Annotated in this window: 16 protein-coding genes; 5 read left to right on the forward strand and 11 right to left on the reverse strand. The window is 60.1% G+C overall.

The window, feature by feature from the left end; translation table 11 throughout:
* Positions 1–166 precede the first annotated feature (166 nt).
* Positions 167–379: a hypothetical protein gene (locus tag D7S44_RS14480; protein ID WP_120455988.1), complete on the forward strand. Its 213-nt coding sequence runs from the start codon at positions 167–169 to the stop codon at positions 377–379.
* Positions 380–526: 147 nt separating this feature from the next.
* On the opposite strand, the gene D7S44_RS14485 is transcribed toward D7S44_RS14480, so the two are convergent.
* The 5 genes from D7S44_RS14485 to D7S44_RS14505 form a co-directional block, all read right to left on the reverse strand.
* On the reverse strand, positions 527–1,231 hold the full coding sequence (locus tag D7S44_RS14485; protein ID WP_120455990.1) for a pirin family protein: 705 nt from the start codon (positions 1,229–1,231) through the stop codon (positions 527–529).
* A gap of 132 nt (positions 1,232–1,363) precedes the next feature.
* Complete coding sequence (locus D7S44_RS14490) at positions 1,364–3,091, reverse strand: DUF2534 family protein (protein WP_120455992.1); 1,728 nt, start codon at positions 3,089–3,091, stop codon at positions 1,364–1,366.
* Between the two features lie 47 nt (positions 3,092–3,138).
* Positions 3,139–3,588 (reverse strand): DUF2946 domain-containing protein, encoded by a 450-nt coding sequence (locus D7S44_RS14495; protein WP_120455994.1) that lies wholly within the window; start codon positions 3,586–3,588, stop codon positions 3,139–3,141.
* Positions 3,589–3,710: 122 nt separating this feature from the next.
* Positions 3,711–4,631: a glutaminase B gene (glsB, locus tag D7S44_RS14500; RefSeq protein WP_120455996.1), complete on the reverse strand. Its 921-nt coding sequence runs from the start codon at positions 4,629–4,631 to the stop codon at positions 3,711–3,713.
* Between the two features lie 165 nt (positions 4,632–4,796).
* Positions 4,797–6,002 (reverse strand): CynX/NimT family MFS transporter, encoded by a 1,206-nt coding sequence (locus tag D7S44_RS14505; protein WP_120455998.1) that lies wholly within the window; start codon positions 6,000–6,002, stop codon positions 4,797–4,799.
* A 454-nt stretch (positions 6,003–6,456) separates the two neighbouring features.
* On the opposite strand from D7S44_RS14505, the gene D7S44_RS14510 reads away from it, so the two are divergent.
* Genes D7S44_RS14510 through D7S44_RS14520 form a run of 3 tightly spaced genes read left to right on the forward strand, consistent with a single transcriptional unit; the run spans position 6,457 to position 8,468 of the window.
* Complete coding sequence (locus tag D7S44_RS14510) at positions 6,457–6,933, forward strand: YciE/YciF ferroxidase family protein (protein WP_120456000.1); 477 nt, start codon at positions 6,457–6,459, stop codon at positions 6,931–6,933.
* Positions 6,934–6,992: 59 nt separating this feature from the next.
* Positions 6,993–7,499 carry a ferritin-like domain-containing protein gene (locus D7S44_RS14515; RefSeq protein ID WP_179256409.1) on the forward strand — a complete coding sequence of 169 codons (507 nt, stop codon included), beginning with the start codon at positions 6,993–6,995 and terminating at the stop codon, positions 7,497–7,499.
* A gap of 60 nt (positions 7,500–7,559) precedes the next feature.
* On the forward strand, positions 7,560–8,468 hold the full coding sequence (locus tag D7S44_RS14520; protein ID WP_120456004.1) for a manganese catalase family protein: 909 nt from the start codon (positions 7,560–7,562) through the stop codon (positions 8,466–8,468).
* 94 nt (positions 8,469–8,562) lie between these two features.
* On the opposite strand, the gene D7S44_RS23695 is transcribed toward D7S44_RS14520, so the two are convergent.
* The 4 genes from D7S44_RS23695 to fucO all read right to left on the reverse strand — a co-directional run bounded on the left by D7S44_RS23695 (position 8,563) and on the right by fucO (position 11,126).
* Positions 8,563–8,736, reverse strand: a complete 174-nt coding sequence (locus D7S44_RS23695; RefSeq protein WP_167456974.1) for a hypothetical protein — start codon at positions 8,734–8,736, stop codon at positions 8,563–8,565.
* Positions 8,737–8,874: 138 nt separating this feature from the next.
* Positions 8,875–9,048 (reverse strand): GhoT/OrtT family toxin, encoded by a 174-nt coding sequence (locus tag D7S44_RS14525; RefSeq protein WP_120456006.1) that lies wholly within the window; start codon positions 9,046–9,048, stop codon positions 8,875–8,877.
* Between the two features lie 218 nt (positions 9,049–9,266).
* Entirely contained in the window at positions 9,267–9,779 is a 513-nt protein-coding gene (locus D7S44_RS14530) for a 5' nucleotidase, NT5C type (protein WP_120456007.1), read from the reverse strand.
* A 198-nt stretch (positions 9,780–9,977) separates the two neighbouring features.
* On the reverse strand, positions 9,978–11,126 hold the full coding sequence (fucO, locus tag D7S44_RS14535) for a lactaldehyde reductase (protein WP_120456009.1): 1,149 nt from the start codon (positions 11,124–11,126) through the stop codon (positions 9,978–9,980).
* 244 nt (positions 11,127–11,370) lie between these two features.
* Between fucO and D7S44_RS14540 the strand changes: the two genes are divergently transcribed.
* Positions 11,371–12,405 (forward strand): NADP-dependent oxidoreductase, encoded by a 1,035-nt coding sequence (locus D7S44_RS14540; protein ID WP_240629465.1) that lies wholly within the window; start codon positions 11,371–11,373, stop codon positions 12,403–12,405.
* A gap of 35 nt (positions 12,406–12,440) precedes the next feature.
* On the opposite strand, the gene D7S44_RS14545 is transcribed toward D7S44_RS14540, so the two are convergent.
* The gene (locus tag D7S44_RS14545) at positions 12,441–13,508 is read right to left on the reverse strand and encodes an SDR family oxidoreductase (RefSeq protein ID WP_120456013.1); all 1,068 of its coding nucleotides are present in this window, start codon (positions 13,506–13,508) and stop codon (positions 12,441–12,443) included.
* Between the two features lie 80 nt (positions 13,509–13,588).
* Entirely contained in the window at positions 13,589–18,184 is a 4,596-nt protein-coding gene (locus tag D7S44_RS14550; protein ID WP_120456015.1) for an ATP-dependent helicase, read from the reverse strand.
* Between the last annotated feature and the right edge of the window lie 2 nt (positions 18,185–18,186).

Raw genomic sequence — 18,186 nt, forward strand, 5'->3', positions numbered from 1 at the left:
GAGAAGAGCCTCAAGCCTGGGCGAAAAAGCGCCGCTTCGCCAGTCAGGAAAATATGAATTTTTACGCCTGGGTCAAAAATTAATCACTTGTTCACTGCGCCAGATCAAACAACTCGCTCTAAAAGGAATCGAAGATGCAGATATACATTCGCAAAAGGAGACGGATATGAAAAGTGAGTTAATGACGCTTTCAGAATTTGCACGTTACCTTGGCGTATCGCCGCTGAGGCTGGTTCGTGCATACTGTAATCGGGGATCGCTGGAGGGTGTGCCGCTGCCGGAACCAATGGAAAATGTGGCGTTCAGGGAACGCTGCTGGTCGCGTGAGGAGGTGCGCCAGTTCAGACACCGGCTGCAGCGTGTTCAGCACCATACATAACAAAAAACAGATAGCGCTGAGGTTGATCCGCGCGGTAATACGGGCAGCACAGCCGGTTGCAAAAAGGCGCAGGGCCTTTCGGCGCGACCGGCCATGCTGCCCGTATTTTATCAAGGTGCCACAGGCTGTAGAAACGGCCGCGCGGTTTCAACTGCCGCTGATGGTGCCGCTCATCACGCCGGTCGCTTGCGCATCCACCAGGAAACAGATTAGCGTGGCGTCGCGCTCGGCGGTCACAGCGGGCAGCGCTTCGGTATCGCCAGCCACATCCCCTTTATGCAGACGTTGACCATCCAGGTTCACCACGCCGTCCAGCACTGCCAGCCAGGGCGCGAAGCCCGGGATAGCGGGCACATCAAGGGTTTTACCCCGTTCCAGACGAATATCGTAAATATGAATCGCCTGGCGCAGCGTCAGCGGCGCGGCGCTGCCTTCCGGGCCCGCCAGCCATGTCCAGGCATTGTGGGTGATGCCGTCAGCACGTTCCAGCAGCTGAGTTTTCGCTGCGCCGCCAGCGTGGGCCGGACGGATAAACGCCTGCAACACTTCCGCTTCAATCAGCGGCGCAGACTCCTCGTGTCGCAGTCCTTCGCCCGCATTCACTACCATGACGCGTTTCGCCGACAGCGGCGTACGTTCGCCGCTGGGGTCGGTATGCTGCACCGATCCGCGCCAGACGTAGCTCAGGATGTCGTCATTAACGTGCTCATGCATCGGGATGCGTGCCCCGAGTTTTAGCGTCGTCATATCGACAATCGCCAGCGGCCCGAAGCGTTCACCCGGACGCAGGCGGCGAATGGTAAAAGGACCATATTCAAACAGCTGGCCGCGATGGGCACGTACGACGTTCATCATCTTCTCCCGTTATAAGGTTACAGAGGGATAATAAACCCGCTGGAAAAGATGAGAAGGGGGGAGATTTGCCGAGAGAGTTCAACTTTTTTGAACAAGCTGCCCGCCCTTGCGGACGGGCAGCCTGCGGTTTTATTTGCCCTGCTCGTCGCTTTCGCCGAGGAAGAAATACCACAGCGGAATCGACATCAGACCGGTAAAGACCGAGGTATAGAGGAGCACCATCAGCGCCTGAGTAACGTACATCATCAGCGACCAGTCGCTAAAGGCGATATGGTACTGATCGATCACGCCGCTGATAATGGCTTTACCCATCACCGTGCCGACAATCAGCCACAAAATCACCACGCTGCGCAGGAAATAACGCATCTCTTTCTGTTTGGCGGCAAAGCGACCGCGCACGATACCGAGCGGGGATTGTTGATCCAGCGGCGTCTCCGGCTGCGGCAACGCGGCGCGCTGCGCCCGCCGCCAGCGCAGCAGATCGAGCCCGATAAAGACCAGCAGGCTGGCACCCATCACCGGCAGCGCCCAGCCCAGCGCCAGGGCCAGGATCAGCGACGCGCCCTGCGCATAGCGCGGCATCGCCAGCCAGGCGGTGAAGAGCGTCTGCGCGGGATTCTGCACGGGTAGTGCCGGACGGCGAATCCACCACATGCGGTAGCCCAGCGCGATCATGGCGCACAGCCCAAAGCCAAACAAGGCCAGCAGCAGCTGATTTGGCAAGCCGAACAGCACGCCCATATGCGCATCGACACCCCAGCGCGTCAGCTTCGCCACCAGCGGGAAGTGCGCGAATTCAACGCGATCGACGATAGCGAAACTGGCAGGGTCTACGGAAACGGCATCAACCTGACTCGGCCAGCTGCGATCGATCTCGCTGACCGTCCAGGCCTGGCCGCTCTCTTTCGGCTGGCGCATTTCGACTCTGGCGGCATGAATATCATTGCGGCGCGCGGCGTTTAGCACGTTGTCCCAGTCGGCGTCAGGGGCGTTCGCCGCTTTGGCCGGCATGGCGGGCATCGCCATATTGCTCATATCCATACCGTCCATCTGCGGCATTGCATGATGATCGGCATGCGGATCGGCGGTGGCAGCGGGCGCGCTATCGTCCAGCGCGGTGCGTACCTGCGGCGTCAGCCAGCCGAAATCGCTGCGCATTTTATCAATATTGCCGCCCGCCCACTGCGACCAGGTCAGGCCCGTGACGGAGAAGAACACCAGGCCCAGCGCCAGCACGAGGCCGAGCGTGATATGCCAGTGACGAGCAAAGGCAAAACTGGACGCGCGTTTTTTCGCCTGCCTGCGCGGTCGCGTGCCGAGCCACAGCACCAGTCCCCCCAGCGCGGCGACCCAGAGCCAGGAGGCGGCCAGCTCGCTGTAGAGGCGGCCAAAGTCGCCCAGCAGCAGGCCCCGATGCAGCTCATCCAGCCACATCCGCAGCGGCAGCACGCCGCTGGTGCCGTAAACCGTCATATCGCCCTTAACCTGTAAGGTATAGGGATCGATAAACACCGATCGCGACTCTGACGGGCCGAGATCGCTCTGGTTGAACTGCACGCGCGTGGTGTCCTGCGCGCCGGGGGCCGGACGCACCGCATAAATGCGCGCGCCTTCGCCAATATAGCGACGCGCCGCCGTAATCTGCGCCGAAAGCGGCTTCGCCACGCCCTGCGCCTCGGTGGTCAGCGCGGAAGAGTAGAGGACATTCTCAATCTGTGGGGTCAGTACATACAGCGTGCCGGTTAGCGCCGCGATAAAAATAAAAGGGGCGATAAACAGCCCGATGTAAAAGTGCAGGCGGCGTAGCAAATTAAACAGCGAGCCGTGCGGCCGTGCCGTTTCCCGAATTGATGACATAGCACATCCATTTTTATTCAGTTAAAGACGAACCCGTTTCCGCCGCGTCACACAGCAGAAAAGCAGGCATTCTGATTAAAAAAAGCGCAGCGGGAAGGCGGGGCGCGAGGCCGGTAAACGCGGCGTTCTCGTCGGCGTAGCGGCGGCTCTGCGCGCCGTGTCGGCGGCGGCGCACGCGAGATCAGCATCATGAGCCAGAGCAGGGGAACCGCGTTCCAGATCATCAGCGGCACATGCACCAGCAGATCGCAGTAGCCGCAGGCGAAACCCTCGTCGGTGGACATCATATGTCCTGAGGGCATCATCATGTCGCCGTCCATGTGATGCATCATGGGCATAGCATCGTCGCTGTGCGACATCATCATCTGGGCGGGCATCGCGCTGGTGTGGCGCGCCATCAGATCCTTAGACACCACAGGCGCGACGAACAGCAGCAGCACCGCCAGGATAGCCAGGCAGGCGCTGAGTCGCTGTTGCAACGGGGTGAAAAAGGTCATGAAAACATCACTGGCTGGTAAACGTCAGGCGCTATTTTACCGCGTTACGGCCCTGAACGGGGCTAAATCTGTAAAAAATCTTACGGCTGCTGTTTACACCTGTAACATCCGCGCCGGCTGCGTCAGAAAACCGAGCTGCCGAGACGCTCGCTGAGCAGCTCCAGCGCGGCCGTTCCCGTCAGAGAGTTGCCGATAGCATCCAGCCCTGGCGACCAGACCGCAATGCTCATTTTGTGGGGAATAATCGCGATAATGCCGCCGCCGACGCCCGATTTGGCTGGCATGCCGACGCGCCAGGCGAATTCGCCCGCGCCGTCATACATACCGCTGGTGATCATCAGCGCGTTAATCTGTCTCGCCTGTCGCGGGGTAATAAACGGCGAGCCATCCGCTGCTTTGCCCTGATTCGCCAGATAAACAAAGCTGCGCGCCAGCTCGACGCAGCTCATAGAGAGCGAGCAGTAGTGAAAATAGGTCTGCATCACCTCGCTGACATCGTTATGGAAGTTGCCGAATGACTTCATCAGCCAGGAGATGGCGGCGTTGCGCGCCGAATGTTCATACTCAGAGCGGGCCACCTGTCGGTCATAGTTGATATCGGGCTGACCGCTCAGCCGGCGCACAATCTCCAGCATCCGCTGGCGCGGCGCGGTCAGGCGCGTTTCCAGCATATCGCACACCACCAGCGCGCCCGCATTGATAAAAGGATTACGCGGCTTGCCCTGTTCCAGCTCCAGCTGCACCAGCGAGTTAAACGGCTGACCGGAAGGCTCTTTGCCGACGCGCTGCCAGATTTCGTCGTCGCTATAGCGCGTGAGCGCGACGCTTAGCGACAGCACTTTGGAGATGGACTGAATAGAGAAGCGGGTCTGCGCGTCGCCCGCCTGCCAGGTCTGACCGTCGGGGGTAGCGATGGCGATCCCCAGCGCGTGCGCAGGCACCTCGGCCAGCGCCGGAATATAGCTGGCGACCTTGCCGCGTGCGGTAAGCGGACGAACCTGCTCCAGAATCTCTTCCAGTAGCGCATTGCTGAGTTCGGGCACGAGTGAATCTCCTTTTCTGAGGCGTCTGGCGGCGGATAATGAACGCGTGCCGACGCCGAATCAATGCAGCGGATGCAAATTTTGTGAAATCTTCCACGCAATCCTGCGGCCGCGACGTTAACTCACCTGTTCAACGCCGGTCCGCAAGCTATCGGACGCGGCGACTCACTGCATTTGCCTGGCGCTGCCAGCCAGCGGCGCGAGCAGCATTTGCATAAAACTCAGGGCCGCCAGAAGCGTGAGCGGCAGCGTCCAGTCACCGCTCTGCTCATGCACGATGCCAAAGAACAGCGGGCCAAGCGCCGCCAGCGCATAGCCTACGCACTGCGCCATACCGGAAAGCTGCGACGCCTGGCGATGATCGCGCGCGCGCAGGTTAAACAGCGACAGGCAGAGCACCAGTGAGGCACCTGCGCCCAGACCGGCGATAATCAGCCACAGCGCGGCTAAACGCGGCAGAAGCAACAGCCCCAGCACGCCGCAGAAAATGGCGGCGGAGGCGACGAACGCCGTCAGACGCGCATCGCGCAGACGCTTCAGCGCCACCATACAGCCGAGGTTGGCAAGGATCGCAATCGCCTGATAGAGAAACAGCAGCCAGCCAGCTTCCGCCTGGCTGTAACCTTTCGCCTGCGCGTAGGGGGTAAACCAGTCGATCAGGGTATAAAACGCCAGCGACTGCAGCGCCATAAACAGCGATACCTGCCAGCCGATGCCTGAGCGCCAGGGCGTCGCGCCGACAGCGGAGAGGGCGTGCGTCGCACCTGACCGATGCGCCGCGCGCGGCGTCAACAGCGGCAGCCAGGCGAGCAGCGCCACCAGACCTGGCACCGCCCAGACGCCGAGCGAAAGCCGCCAGCCCGCTTCGGTCCAGGTCGCGAGCGGTACGGCAACGCCCGACGCCAGGCTGGCGGTCAGCGACATGGTGGCGGCATAAAGCCCGATATATTTTGCGGTATGGTGCGTAAAGTCGCGTTTGATCAGCGGCGGCAACAGCACGTTAGCAGCAGCGATCCCGGCGCTGAGCATAAACGTGCCGCTCCAGAGCGCGGCCTCATCAGGGAGCCAGCGCACAAGCGATCCCAGCGTCGTCAGCAGCAACGCCACCCACAGGCTGCGCTCCAGCCCGTAGCGATTGCCCAGCGCGGCGGCAACCGGCGCCAGCGCGGCGAACATCATTAAAGGAATAAAATTGAAAAAGCCCGCGGCCGCGGCGCTCAGGCCAAAAGCGGAGCGAATGTTTTCCAGCACCGGGCCAACGGCGGTAATGGGCGCACGCAGGTTTGCAGCGGTCAGTAGTATAACCAGCAGGAAAAAGCCAGGTTGGGAAAAGCGCGAAGCGCATACAGCAGAGATTTGTCGCAGGGTCATAAGATCCGCATCACAAAATGCGGCCAGGCCGCTGTGGTGCGTTGGTTGACGTTAACGCTTACGCACCGGCGAAGAGGGCCGGTGTCTGCGCGCTACTCTAATCACTGATGTCGCACCTGTAAAGTCGCTCCCGCCTGGCTATTCACGCCTGGCTGCGCCTGCATAGCGCAACGGCGGCAGGCGCGTCAGATTATTTGCTTCCCCCTGACCCCGCGCGGCGTAATAAGCGAGGCGATAATCCATTCGTGTTTTTTATAATGCTCAGGTCATTTGTTCGCTATTTAACAGCGGCGGCCGTTCCGCCAAAATTAAGATTAATCCTTATTAATCAAACCATTTTTGCCCCGCGCTTCGTTTTTATTAAATTTGCGCAATTGTACTTAGCAACTATTATTAATTTCTGTAGCGTCCTGGCCAGGAAAACAATCATCTGATTTGATAAGAGGAACCTGTAATGGCGATTAAAACACTGGTAGATCTTTTTATTCACGATCTTTCCGATGTCTATAGTGCAGAAAAACAGATCACTCGTGCCCTGCCGAAAATGGCGCGCGCTGCATCAGACGAATCATTGAAAGCGGCGTTTGAAGCGCACCTGGAAGAGACGCGCGGACAAATTGAACGTCTGGACCAAATTGTTGAAAAAACTGAAGAACTGCGCATTCGCCGTATGAAATGCCACGCTCTGGAAGGCCTTGTTGAAGAGGCTCAGGAGATCATCGATTCCGTCGAGGCTGGCCCGGTTCGCGATGCCGGTCTGATTGGTGCCGCGCAGAAAGTTGAACACTACGAAATTGCTACATACGGCACGCTGGCCGCAATGGCGAAAAGACTGGGCTTTGACGAAGCGGCTAAATTGCTGGCCGAAACGCTGCAGGAAGAAAAAGCTACGGATGAAAAACTGAATATGATCGCTGAGAAAACCAGCTAATTATCTGACGTGATGAAATCCGTCTTTTGCAGCATTCTCATTTTTCAAAGAGGTGAATCATGACACACGAAGAGAATTATCTGGCCTGGCTGAAAGATGCTCACGCTATGGAAAAGCAAGCTGAAAGCATGCTGGAAAAAATGGCGTCTCGTCTTGAACACTATCCCGATTTAAAAGCGCGAATTCAGCAGCATATTGAAGAAACGCGCCAGCAGCAGACGTTGCTACAGTCCGTTATCGACCGTAATGATACCTCCCATTCCGCCTTTAAGGACGCCATGGGCAAACTTTCCGCGATGGGTCAGGCGATGGGCGGCATGCTCGCCGACGACGAAGTGGTGAAAGGCGCTATCAGCGGTTATGTATTCGAGCAGTTTGAAATCGCAAACTACACCTCGCTAATCGCCGCGGCGCAGCTGGTAGGCGACCAGGAAGGCGTGCGCATTTTTGAGCAGATTCGTGAACAAGAGATTGCGATGGCGGAATGGTGCCTGACGCATCTGCCAGACGTGACGCAGCAGTTTATGACGCGTGACGCGGCTGAAGGCGTTGAAGCAAAAAAATAACGCCAAAGCCAGGCCCTCTCCAGCCAGAGGGGGCTACATCCAACTGGAAAGGAATGAGCAATGTTCAGACACGTAAAGAAACTGCAATATACAGTCCGTGTTGAAAAGCCCAATCCAGGACTCGCCAATTTGCTGCTTGAGCAGTTTGGCGGTCCGCAGGGCGAACTCGCTGCGGCATGTCGCTATTTTACTCAGGGCCTTGGCGATGACGATCCAGGCCGTAAAGATATGCTGATGGATATCGCGACGGAAGAGTTGAGCCACTTGGAGATCATCGGCTCGCTGGTGGGGATGCTGAACAAAGGCGCGAAAGGTCAGCTGGCTGAAGGCACAGAGGAAGAGGGCGAGATTTATCGCAATATCACCGGTGCCGGTAACGACAGCCATTTGACCTCGCTGCTTTACGGCGGTGGTCCGCCGCTGACCAACTCTGGCGGTGTGCCATGGACTGCGGCTTATATCGATACCATCGGCGAAGTGACCGCTGACCTGCGTTCGAATATCGCCGCTGAAGCGCGCGCAAAAATCCTTTACGAGCGTCTTATCAATATGACCGACGACGTCGGCGTAAAAGATGCCCTGGGCTTTTTGATGACGCGTGAAGTCGCGCACCAGATCTCGTTTGAAAAAGCGCTCTACTCAATTCGCAACAATTTCCCACCGGGTAAATTGCCGCCAATCGAGCAGTATTCCAATGTCTACTACAACATGTCGGCGGGTGAAGGCGATATTCGCGGTAGCTGGAATTCTGACGAGAACTTTGAGTATGTGGCCGATCCGGCGCCAGCGGTTGATGGCGGCGACGGCGAGGCGACAGTGGTCACCTTGCCATCCGATCAGAAGACCGACCTGCTTAATATGGCTAGCCGTACCGCATCCGATCGCAGCCTGAACCCGACTACGGGCGCTGAACTGGGCTCGACGCTGGGTGAAGCAAACCAGATTAACCCGGATAAACCGCGTTCGTAATCCCCCTCGCGTCAGTCAGGCTGCTGACTGACGCGATTTCCTTCTCTTTATTGATTCTTCTGGACGGGCGTTACGCCGCCTCCACTATCTCGTATCAATGAAATTCCGGTTCAGGAAAATGACCACAGTCGTTCTGGCTAGGGGTGGTGCCTGGCTGGCAGGTTTGCTGTCGCGTTTCAGCGGAAGGCACCGGTTTTTCCGGCGCCATGGGGCCTGACCGACAGGCGCTAAGCAGGGTAACAAACAGGGCTAAAGCAACAAAACGCATATCCGCTCCTTGTGATGACATGAAGTAAGCAAACAAACGTCGGTGGTCAGCTACGGGACCAGAGGCGTACAGATAAGTGTAGCTGGCGGCAGGAAAAGGTCTATAAATCAGCATGAAGCCGCACGGCGGCTTGCAGGATCAGAACAGGGCGAACATCAGGGCAACGGGAAAGCTCATCGGCCAGGTGGCGCCGACCAGGAAGGCGCTCAGCGCCCGAATCGACAGCTTATCCTTTGCGATAAAAAAGGTGATTAGCGTGGCGATCGTTGCCATAACCGCATAGAACACCAGCATATGTTGATAGAGGCTCATAAATACTCCGCATCGTTATAGTGGTTTTGCTGCGCACTATGCGGAAAATAGTGATCCAGATCAAGCAAAAAGCCGTGACTTTCTTAAAGAAATTGATGGGGTTGCTCACAGCGGCTAAGCGCGAGCGATTTCAGGCTGAAATTTGGCAGGAAAAACGCGCCGGTTCCTTCAGGCGCGGGGGTTACAGGCGCGAACGCGCGTGGCGAATTTAGCTTAAATCAGAGAAAGCGTTGCTCAATATCACGCCAGCTATCGACACGCGCGTAGCCAGTTTCCTGCTGATTTTGCGCAGTGGTGAACAGCACGCCTTCGCCCGTGAACTGCGCGAAGTGTTGCGGGTCAGCATCAATCAAATAATCCGCGTTCAGAATGCCTTTGCTGCTGCAACAAACGATATTCATCGGGTTGATAAACGGAAAGTTCGCTTTAAGCCACTCCAGCTTTGCGGCCAGCGAGCGCGGAAACTCCACCGCCGCGGTGGTGATAAAAATTTCATACTCCTGCGACAGGCGTTCTATTACCCGCTGCGCGTCAGGCAAGGCAGGCAGTCCGGCATAAAAACTCTCTTCGCCGATCAGTTCTTCAATCTCCTGAAACAGCGCCGGGCGCGACTGTTGTGGTTTTGCTGCGTCCAGTGAATCTGCCTGTGCCTCTTGTGAAGCGGCGTCAGGCGTAAATTTGTGGTTCAAGTCGATAATGACTTCATCCATCTCGATGGCGATACGTTTCATGGTTTCCTCTGGTCAATCGTCAAGCCAAGGCGGCTAGAATAACAGCAGTGCGGCTCCGCTTGTAGTCTCAGCAGAAATGCGGGTCAGGTAGGTGGTTTAATCGACAATTGAAGCCTGTTATATCGCCAGTTACTGTGAGATGCGCCAGAAGCAGGAAAAAGAAAAGAGAAATGCCGCCCTGACAGGCGGCATTGCGGCTTAGCTTTGCAGATAAAGGGCTTTGATCGCCTCCAGGGTCGCTTCGCGCGGGTTACCGCCGGTACAGACATCGTCCAGCGCCGCCTGCGCCAGCGCCGGTATGTCATCCTGCTTAAGGCCGACGTCGCGCAGCGAAGCCGGAATGCCTACGTCGCGGCAAAGCTGTTTTACCGCCGCGACCGCTGCCTGGCGCGCCTGCGCGAGCGATAGCGTCTCCACGTCGGATACGCCCATCGCGCGCGCAATATGGCGATATTTCTCGCCGGTATAGTCTGCGTTCCACGCCATTACCTGAGGCAGCAGGATGGCGTTAGCGACGCCGTGCGGCACGTTATAAAACGCGCCCAGCGGGTGCGCCATACCGTGCACCAGCCCCAGCCCGACATTGGAAAAGCCCATGCCTGCCACGTACTGACCCAGCGCCATCTGCTCTACAGCTTCTATATCGCCTTTTACGGCATCGCGCAGCGACTGGCTGATGATTTCAATGGCGTTGAGATGCAGCATATCGGTCAGCTTCCATGCGCCGCGCGTAATATAACCTTCAATGGCGTGCGTCAGCGCATCGATGCCGGTTGCCGCTTTGAGCGCGGGCGGCATGCTGGCCATCATTTCCGCGTCGATGATAGCTACCACGGGAATATCGTGCGGATCGATGCAGACAAATTTACGGCGCTTCTCTTCATCGGTAATGACGTAGTTAATGGTGACTTCCGCCGCGGTGCCGGCGGTGGTTGGAATAGCGATCAGCGGAACGCTGGGATTACGCGTCGGCGCGAAACCTTCCAGGCTGCGCACATCCGCGAACTCAGGGTTATTAATAATAATACCGATCGCTTTGCTGGTATCCTGCGGCGAACCGCCGCCAATGGCGATAAGATAGTCCGCTTCAGCGCGTTTAAATATCTCAACGCCGCGCTGCACGACGGCGATGGTGGGGTTCGGCACGACCTCGTCATAGAGCGCCCAGTGAAGCTGGTGCGCATCCATCAGCTCGGTCACGCGCTTCACGGCACCAGCGGCGACCAGCGCCTTATCGGTCACGATCAGCGCCTTCATCAGACCGCGTCGTTTGACCTCCTCCGGCAGATGACGGATCGCGCCTGCGCCAAAAAAGGCGGTCTCATTCAGAATCATACGTTGTGTCATAGTCACATCCTTATTAGCAAAATTCCTCCTACCTTCCCGCTTAAGCGCGCTGCGATTCTGCCAGATACGTCACATTCCTGCCGGAATACAATTGATAAAAATCAACAAATTAGCAGTAGGCAGCCCGCGTCAGAGACGAGGCCGTGCTTTTACGATGCGGCGTAAAGCCATTCCTGCCAGGCAACTTTCTCATCCTCTGTTAGCCTCAATGGGAGCATTAAGGATTTAACCAACGGAGGAAATGATGGCGAAACCGCAAAATCATGGCTGGAGACTGGCCTCGCGCCCGCACGGTAAACCTGTTCTGGAGAACTTCGAGTTCGGCGAATTACCTTTGCCGTCGCTGGAGGAGGGCGATCTGCTGCTGCGTACCATCTATCTGTCGCTCGATCCCTATATGCGTGGCCGGATGAGCGATGCGAAATCCTATGCTGAACCGGTGAAGCTGGGCGATGTGATGGTCGGCGGCACGGTCAGCCGCGTAGTAGAGTCGCGCCATGCTGATTTCCAGCCCGGCGACTGGGTGCTTTCCAGCGGCGGCTGGCAGGCTTATTCCGTTTCGCCCGCCTCAGCGGTAAGAAAGCTGGGCAACGATCTGGCGAACCCTTCCTGGGCGCTTGGCGTACTGGGCATGCCCGGTTTTACCGCCTATATGGGCCTGTTGGACATTGGCGAACCGCAACCGGGCGAAACCCTGGTGGTGGCCGCAGCGACCGGGCCGGTAGGCGCCACGGTAGGGCAGATCGGCAAGAAAAAAGGGTGCCGTGTGGTGGGTATTGCCGGTGGCGAAGAGAAGTGCCGACACGCGGTCGAGGTGCTGGGCTTCGATCTCTGCCTGGATCACCATCAGGCGGATCTGGCGGCGCAGCTGGAGCAGGCCTGCCCGGACGGCATTGACATCTATTATGAAAACGTCGGCGGCAAAGTGTTCGATGCGGTGTTGCCGCTGCTGAACACCAAAGCGCGTATCCCGGTTTGCGGTCTGGTGTCGGGCTACAGCGCGACCGATCTGCCTGACGGCCCGGATCGTCTGTCGCTACTGATGGGCGATATCCTGAAAAAACGTCTGCGCGTGCAGGGCTTTATCATTTTTGATGATTACGGCCATCGCTATGGCGAGTTCCTTGAGGCAATGGAACCCTGGGTAGAACAGGGAGAGATTCGCTATCGCGAACATATTATCGACGGGTTGCAGAACGCGCCGGAAGCGTTCTTCGACATGCTTGAGGGGAAAAACTTCGGCAAAACCGTGGTGCGCGTGGCGCAGGACGACGAGTAACAGGTTCAGGTCCCGCCCGCAGGCGGGACCGCTGTTTATGCCGGGATCAGCTTCTCCTGCTTCAGGCGATCGAACAGCGCGAAAAGGTCGTCGCGCGTGCTGTGATAGCCGGTAAAGCCCGCTTTGCGGCTCTTGCTCATATCCGTAAACACTTCCATCGGGCGGCCCAGGTCGGCGTCGGTGTGCCACCAGGAGACCAGGCGGTTAATATCCGCCTCGCGCAGCTGATAGTGCTGCGCTAACGCTTTCCACTGTGCTTCCGCATTCACCATGCGCTGTTCCAGCGGCTGGGTTTCTTCCGGCAGCGGCTGCGCGTCAATATCGAAGTAGTCGGCGATCTCGCCCCACATCCATTTCCAGCGGAACACGTCACCGTTCACCGTGTTGAAGTCTTCATTCTGCGCGCCCGGCGCGCTGGTGGCCCATTCCAGCTGCTCCGCCACCAGCGTCGCGCTGCTCATATCGGTCACGCCGTGCCACTGCGCCGCCGAGCCGGGGAAGATAAACGGCAGGTTATGGAATTTGCACAGCGAGGCGTAGACCGCCAGCGTCTGCCCCATATTCATCGCGTTACCCAGCGCATAGCCGATAACGGTATGAGGACGATGCACGCTCCAGCGATAGCCATATTTTTCCGCGCCGGCGAACAGCGCATCCTCCTGGGCGTAATAGAAGTTATCGACCGGCTGACGACCCTGCTCTTCGCGGAACGGCGTCATTGGCACCGCGCCTTTGCCGTAGGCGTCAAAGGGGCCCAGATAGTGCTTGAGTCCCGTGACCAGCGCGACATGGCTGCCGTTAAGCCGATCGCCCAGCGCATCCGTCACGTTGCGCACCATTGCGCCGTTAACGCGGATATTCTCTTTTTCCGTTTCCTGTCGCGCCCAGACGCTGAAGAAAAGGGCGTCTGGCCGCAAATCTTTCAGCGCTTCCTTTACCGATTCCGGCGCGGTCAAATCGGCGGTGAGCGCGTGGCAGCCTTGCGGCACCGGCGTGCGTCCTCGTGACAGGCCATAGACTTCCCAGCCGTTCGCCAGCAGACGCTCCGCCGTCGCGCTGCCGATCACGCCGCTAATCCCGGCGATAAGAGCTTTCTTCGACATGCTTTTCTCCCTTTAGCCTTACAACAATACAAAAGGGGAGTGTAGACCGGGATCGGCAGTTAAGCGCAGCGCCAGGCCGTTCAGCCATACCAGCTATACCCTTTCGGCTCGCGGGAAAACCCGGCGCGGCGCAGCGCGTCGATAAGCGGCGACTGGCCTGCGGGCTTGCCGTCGATAGTTTCCAGCGTAAAGCCAGAGGCTCTTTCACGGCGCAGCGCGACGGCCAGCGCAGCGACCGCGGCGTCGCGCCAGCTCTCCTCGCCATAGCTCAGCAGCTCTTTGCCGCCCTGCGCCAGATAGAGCGCCAGCTGCCCGTGGCAGATCACTACCCGCGCGCCGCTGCGGCGTACCGGACGCGTGGCCGCAGCGTGCGCAGGCCAGCGTAGCGTGACGCCGAAGGGAGAGGCGGGATCGATGGCGGAAAGCGCCACCGCCAGCGGCTCGCCTGCCGTCCGCTCGGCAATCACCCGCAGCCGCTCAATGGTGGCGTTTTCGGCAAACTGCGCGCCGCCCAGCCCGGCGACGAAGCGGCCGCGCAGTACGCGTCCGGCATCTTCCAGCCCGCGCATCACCGGCTGCAGCGCCGGAAACCCGCCCGGCACCTGTTCCGCTATCGCCGCGCCGCGCGTTACCACGCCCCAGCGGTCCAGCATATTCTCGGCAATCGCCAGCGCCAGCTGGGCAGGCGGCGTGGACGGGCGACAGAGGCGTGACCAGCGTCCGGGGAGAGCGGGCGTAGCAGGACGCCCCGTCGGAAGGCTAATCCGGCCGCGTCGCGTGCGCAGCGAACGTGTCGCTTTTGCGCGCGCGCTGCTCGCCATGCCGGTCAGCTGGCGCAGCGCCGCCCAGGTATCGGAAGTGATATAGCCAGCCCACGCCAGCTCCCACAGGGCGCTGTGGATCTCAGCGTCATCGACCGGTTGCGCTGCTGCGACAGCGGCGGCAATCTGATGCGCAAACCATGCGCCTCCTTCATCCAGCAGCGCCAGAATGGCGTTATGCAGCGGCGACAGGCGCAGCGCATCGCTGCCCTGTGCCAGCGGCAGCAAGGTTTCGGCGGTAAACTCGCGCAGATGCAGCGACACCAGACCGTCGTTATGCCCCAGCGAACGCTCGCCAACCCAGATCACCTCGCCTGCGGAAAGCAGCTCATCCAGCATGGCGGGCTGATAGTCATGAACGCGCGGCGGCAGAATTTGCGTCTGCCAGACTGAGGCCGGAAGTGCCAGCCCGGCGAGCTGCTCCACCACGCGCGCCACGCCGTTGACGCCTTCGTAGCTTCCCTGCGCCACCGGCGATGACGGCGCCTCGCCGGTTAAGCCTTGCCGCTCCAGCAGCAGCGAGACCCAGGCTTCCGGCGGTACGGGACGCGTCGCCTCACGCGCGGCCTGCAATGAGCGAATGCGCAGGCGCTTAAAGACCTCTTCGGCGACCCACTGGTCGCGCCAGGCGGCGGCATCATCTTCTTCAGACAGGCCAAAATCGCCTTTAAGCAGTTTGCCCTGCGCGCGCATACGCTCCAGCGTTTCGCTGACGACCGCCGGGCCAATGCCAAAATGACGCGCCAGCTGGCCAGTGGTAAAAGGGGTGTGAGTGCGGGCGTAGCGGCTGAGCAGATCGCGCAGCGGATCGACGACCGGCTGTAAAAAGGCGGCGGGAATCGCCTGCGGCAGCGCGACGCCGAGCGCATCGCGCAGGCGCGCGGCATCTTCAATTGCCGCCCAGCGCCGCTCGCCGGCGATGGTCACCTCAATGGCGCGATGCGCCTCCGTCAGCTCAGCGACCGCGCGCGCTGGCGCATCGCCGTGAAATCGCGCCGCAAGCGCCTCTGCGTTCAATGGCCCCAGTTCGCGCAGCAGATCGGCAACCCCCTCTTTATCAGTAACCTTGTAACGCGCAGTGAGGCGCTGCAGTTCTCTGCCCACGGTTGCCACCACTCCGGCGTCGAGCAGTTCGCGCATATCGACCTGGCCGAGCAGTTCGCTCAGCAGGCCGCTGTCGAGCGCCAGCAGCGATGCGCGGCGCTCAGCCAGCGGCGCATCGGTGGCGTAGATAAATTCCGCCACGTAACCAAAGAGCAAAGGCGCGGCGAAAGGTGACGGCACGTCGGTCGTGACCTCGGCAAACTGCACGCTGCCGTTCTGTATGCGCGTCATCAGCTGGTGCAGCGCAGGCAGATCGTAAACATCCTGCAGACACTCGCGCGCGGTCTCAATCAGGACAGGAAAATCGGCATACTCGCGCGCCACCGCCAGCAGCTCCCCAGCGCGCAGCCGCTGCTGCCAGAGCGGCGAGCGCTTGCCGGGGTTACGGCGCGGAAGCAGCAGGGCGCGCGCCGCGCATTCGCGAAAGCGGGCGGCAAACAGCGCCGAGTGGCCAATAGCGTCAGCGACCGTGCGCTGCAGGGTATCGGCATCGAACTGAAATAGCTCGGCGCCCGGCACGCGGCCTTCCATATCGGGAAAGCGCGCGACGATGCCGTCATCGCTCGCCACGATAGCGGGATCCAGCCCCATCCGGTGGCGGATGCGATCCGCGACCGCCAGCGCCCAGGGCGCATTCACCCGCTGGCCCCACGGCGAATGCAGGATCACGCGCCAGTCGCCGGTCTCATCGCGGCAGCGTTCAATCAGAAGCGTACGATCGGTCGGCAGCAGCCCTGTCGCCTCGCGCTGTTCCGCTATCAGCGCCTGAATATTATGCTGCGCGCTGGCATCAAGCCCTGTCGCCTGGCTCGCGACGCCGGAACGCTGTTCCGCTTCCGTTTCGCGCAGAAAGCGGCCAATGCGTTCACCCAGCAGCGCCGATCTCCCCAGCCCGTCGCCGCGCCAGAAGGGCAGTCGGGCCGAACGGCCTGGCGCGGGCACCACCACCACCTGATCGTGGGTAATCTGCTGGATGCGCCAGGAAGTCGCGCCAAGCGTAATGATGTCGTTTACCCGTGATTCATACACCATCTCTTCATCCAGCTCGCCAACCCGGCGCGATCCCGCCTGCTCTTCGCCTTCCGGCAGCATCACGCTGAAAGCGCCGCGATCGGGAATGGTGCCGCCGCTGGTGACGGCGAGGTGCTGCGCGCCAGGGCGCGGGCTTAACAGGTTCGTTTCGCGATCCCATATCAGGCGCGGACGAAACTGGGCGAACGCATCGGAGGGATATTTACCCGACAGCATATCCAGCGTGGCGTCAAACAGGCTGCGCGGCAGGGTACGAAAGGGATCGGCGCGGCGTATGGTGGCGAACCACGCATCCGCAGAGAGGGTATCCATCGCCACGGCGGCTACCGTCTGCTGCGCCAGCACGTCAAGCGGATTGTGCGGCGGCGCGACAGGTTCCAGTTCGCCGCTCAGCATGCACTGCACAATGACGGCGGCGTCAACCAGGTCGCGCCGCGTGCGCGGAAAAACGATGCCGCTTGAAACGCCACCTACCTGATGACTGGCGCGGCCGACGCGCTGCAGTGCACTGGCGACCGAAGGCGGCGCGCCGATCTGGATCACCAGATCGACCGTTCCCATATCAATACCCAGTTCCAGACTCGAGGTGGCGACAACGCAGCGCAACTCGCCCGCTTTTAACGCATCTTCGATTTCCCGCCGCTGCTCTTTAGAGACCGAGCCGTGATGCGAGCGGGCGAGGGTGACCGGCGCGCCGCCGTCGCTGCGTTTCTCCGTACCGCCGCTGAAAGAACCCCTGGCATGAGCCGGTTCCTCAACGGCTTCTTCCGCGCTAAGACCTGCGGCGTAACGTTCGTTGAGCCTGGCGGTCAGCTTCTCCGCCAGGCCGCGCGAGTTGGCGAACACGATAGTAGCGCGCCGCGCCAGCACCAGCTCAAGGACGCGCTGTTCGATATGCGGCCAGAGCGATCCCGCCGCGCCGCCCGCTTCCGGCGCGCCGCTGGCGTCCGGGCGTCCCGGTATATCGGTCATATCCTCGACCGGAACGGCGATGCGCATCGCCAGCGCGCGCGAGGCGGGCGGATTGACGACCAACGTATCCTGTATCCCGCCGAGGAACTGCGCGACGCGCTCGACCGGCTGCACCGTGGCGGAAAGGCCGATGCGCTGCGCCGGTTGTGGCAACAGCGCATCGAGTCGTTCCAGACTGACCGCCAGCTGCGAGCCGCGTTTGCTGCCCGCTACCGCGTGCACCTCATCCAGGATCAGGGTGGTGACGCCGCGCAGCGCCTCGCGGGCGCGAGAGGTCAGCATCAGAAATAGCGATTCCGGCGTCGTGATCAGGATATCGGGCGGCGTGCGCTGCAGCTTCGCCCGCTCGCTGCTGGGGGTATCGCCTGAACGCATGCCGACCGTTAGCGCGATTGGTTTTTCGCGTTGCTGGCGGCGCTGCTGGTAAACCCCCTCCAGCGGGAGCTGTAAATTGCGCTGCACGTCCGCAGCCAGGGCTTTAACCGGCGAGATATAGAGGATACGTGTGCGGGTGGCTTTATCCGGCGGCTCCTGCTGCTCACGTTCGCGGAACAGCGCGTCGATCGCGTGCAAAAATGCCGCCAGCGTTTTGCCCGATCCGGTCGGGGCAATCACTAAAGCATGTTTACCGCTGGCGATGGCGTCCCAGGCCGCCGGTTGCACCGGCGTAGGCGCAGCGAAGGTCGACTGGAACCAGCGTTGGGTCGCGGGAGAAAAGCGTGCAAGCGCAGCAGCTTTGGCGGGCATAA

Origin of the sequence: Pantoea piersonii (genome assembly GCF_003612015.1) — a bacterium.
In the GTDB taxonomy this organism is placed as follows: domain Bacteria; phylum Pseudomonadota; class Gammaproteobacteria; order Enterobacterales; family Enterobacteriaceae; genus Pantoea; species Pantoea piersonii.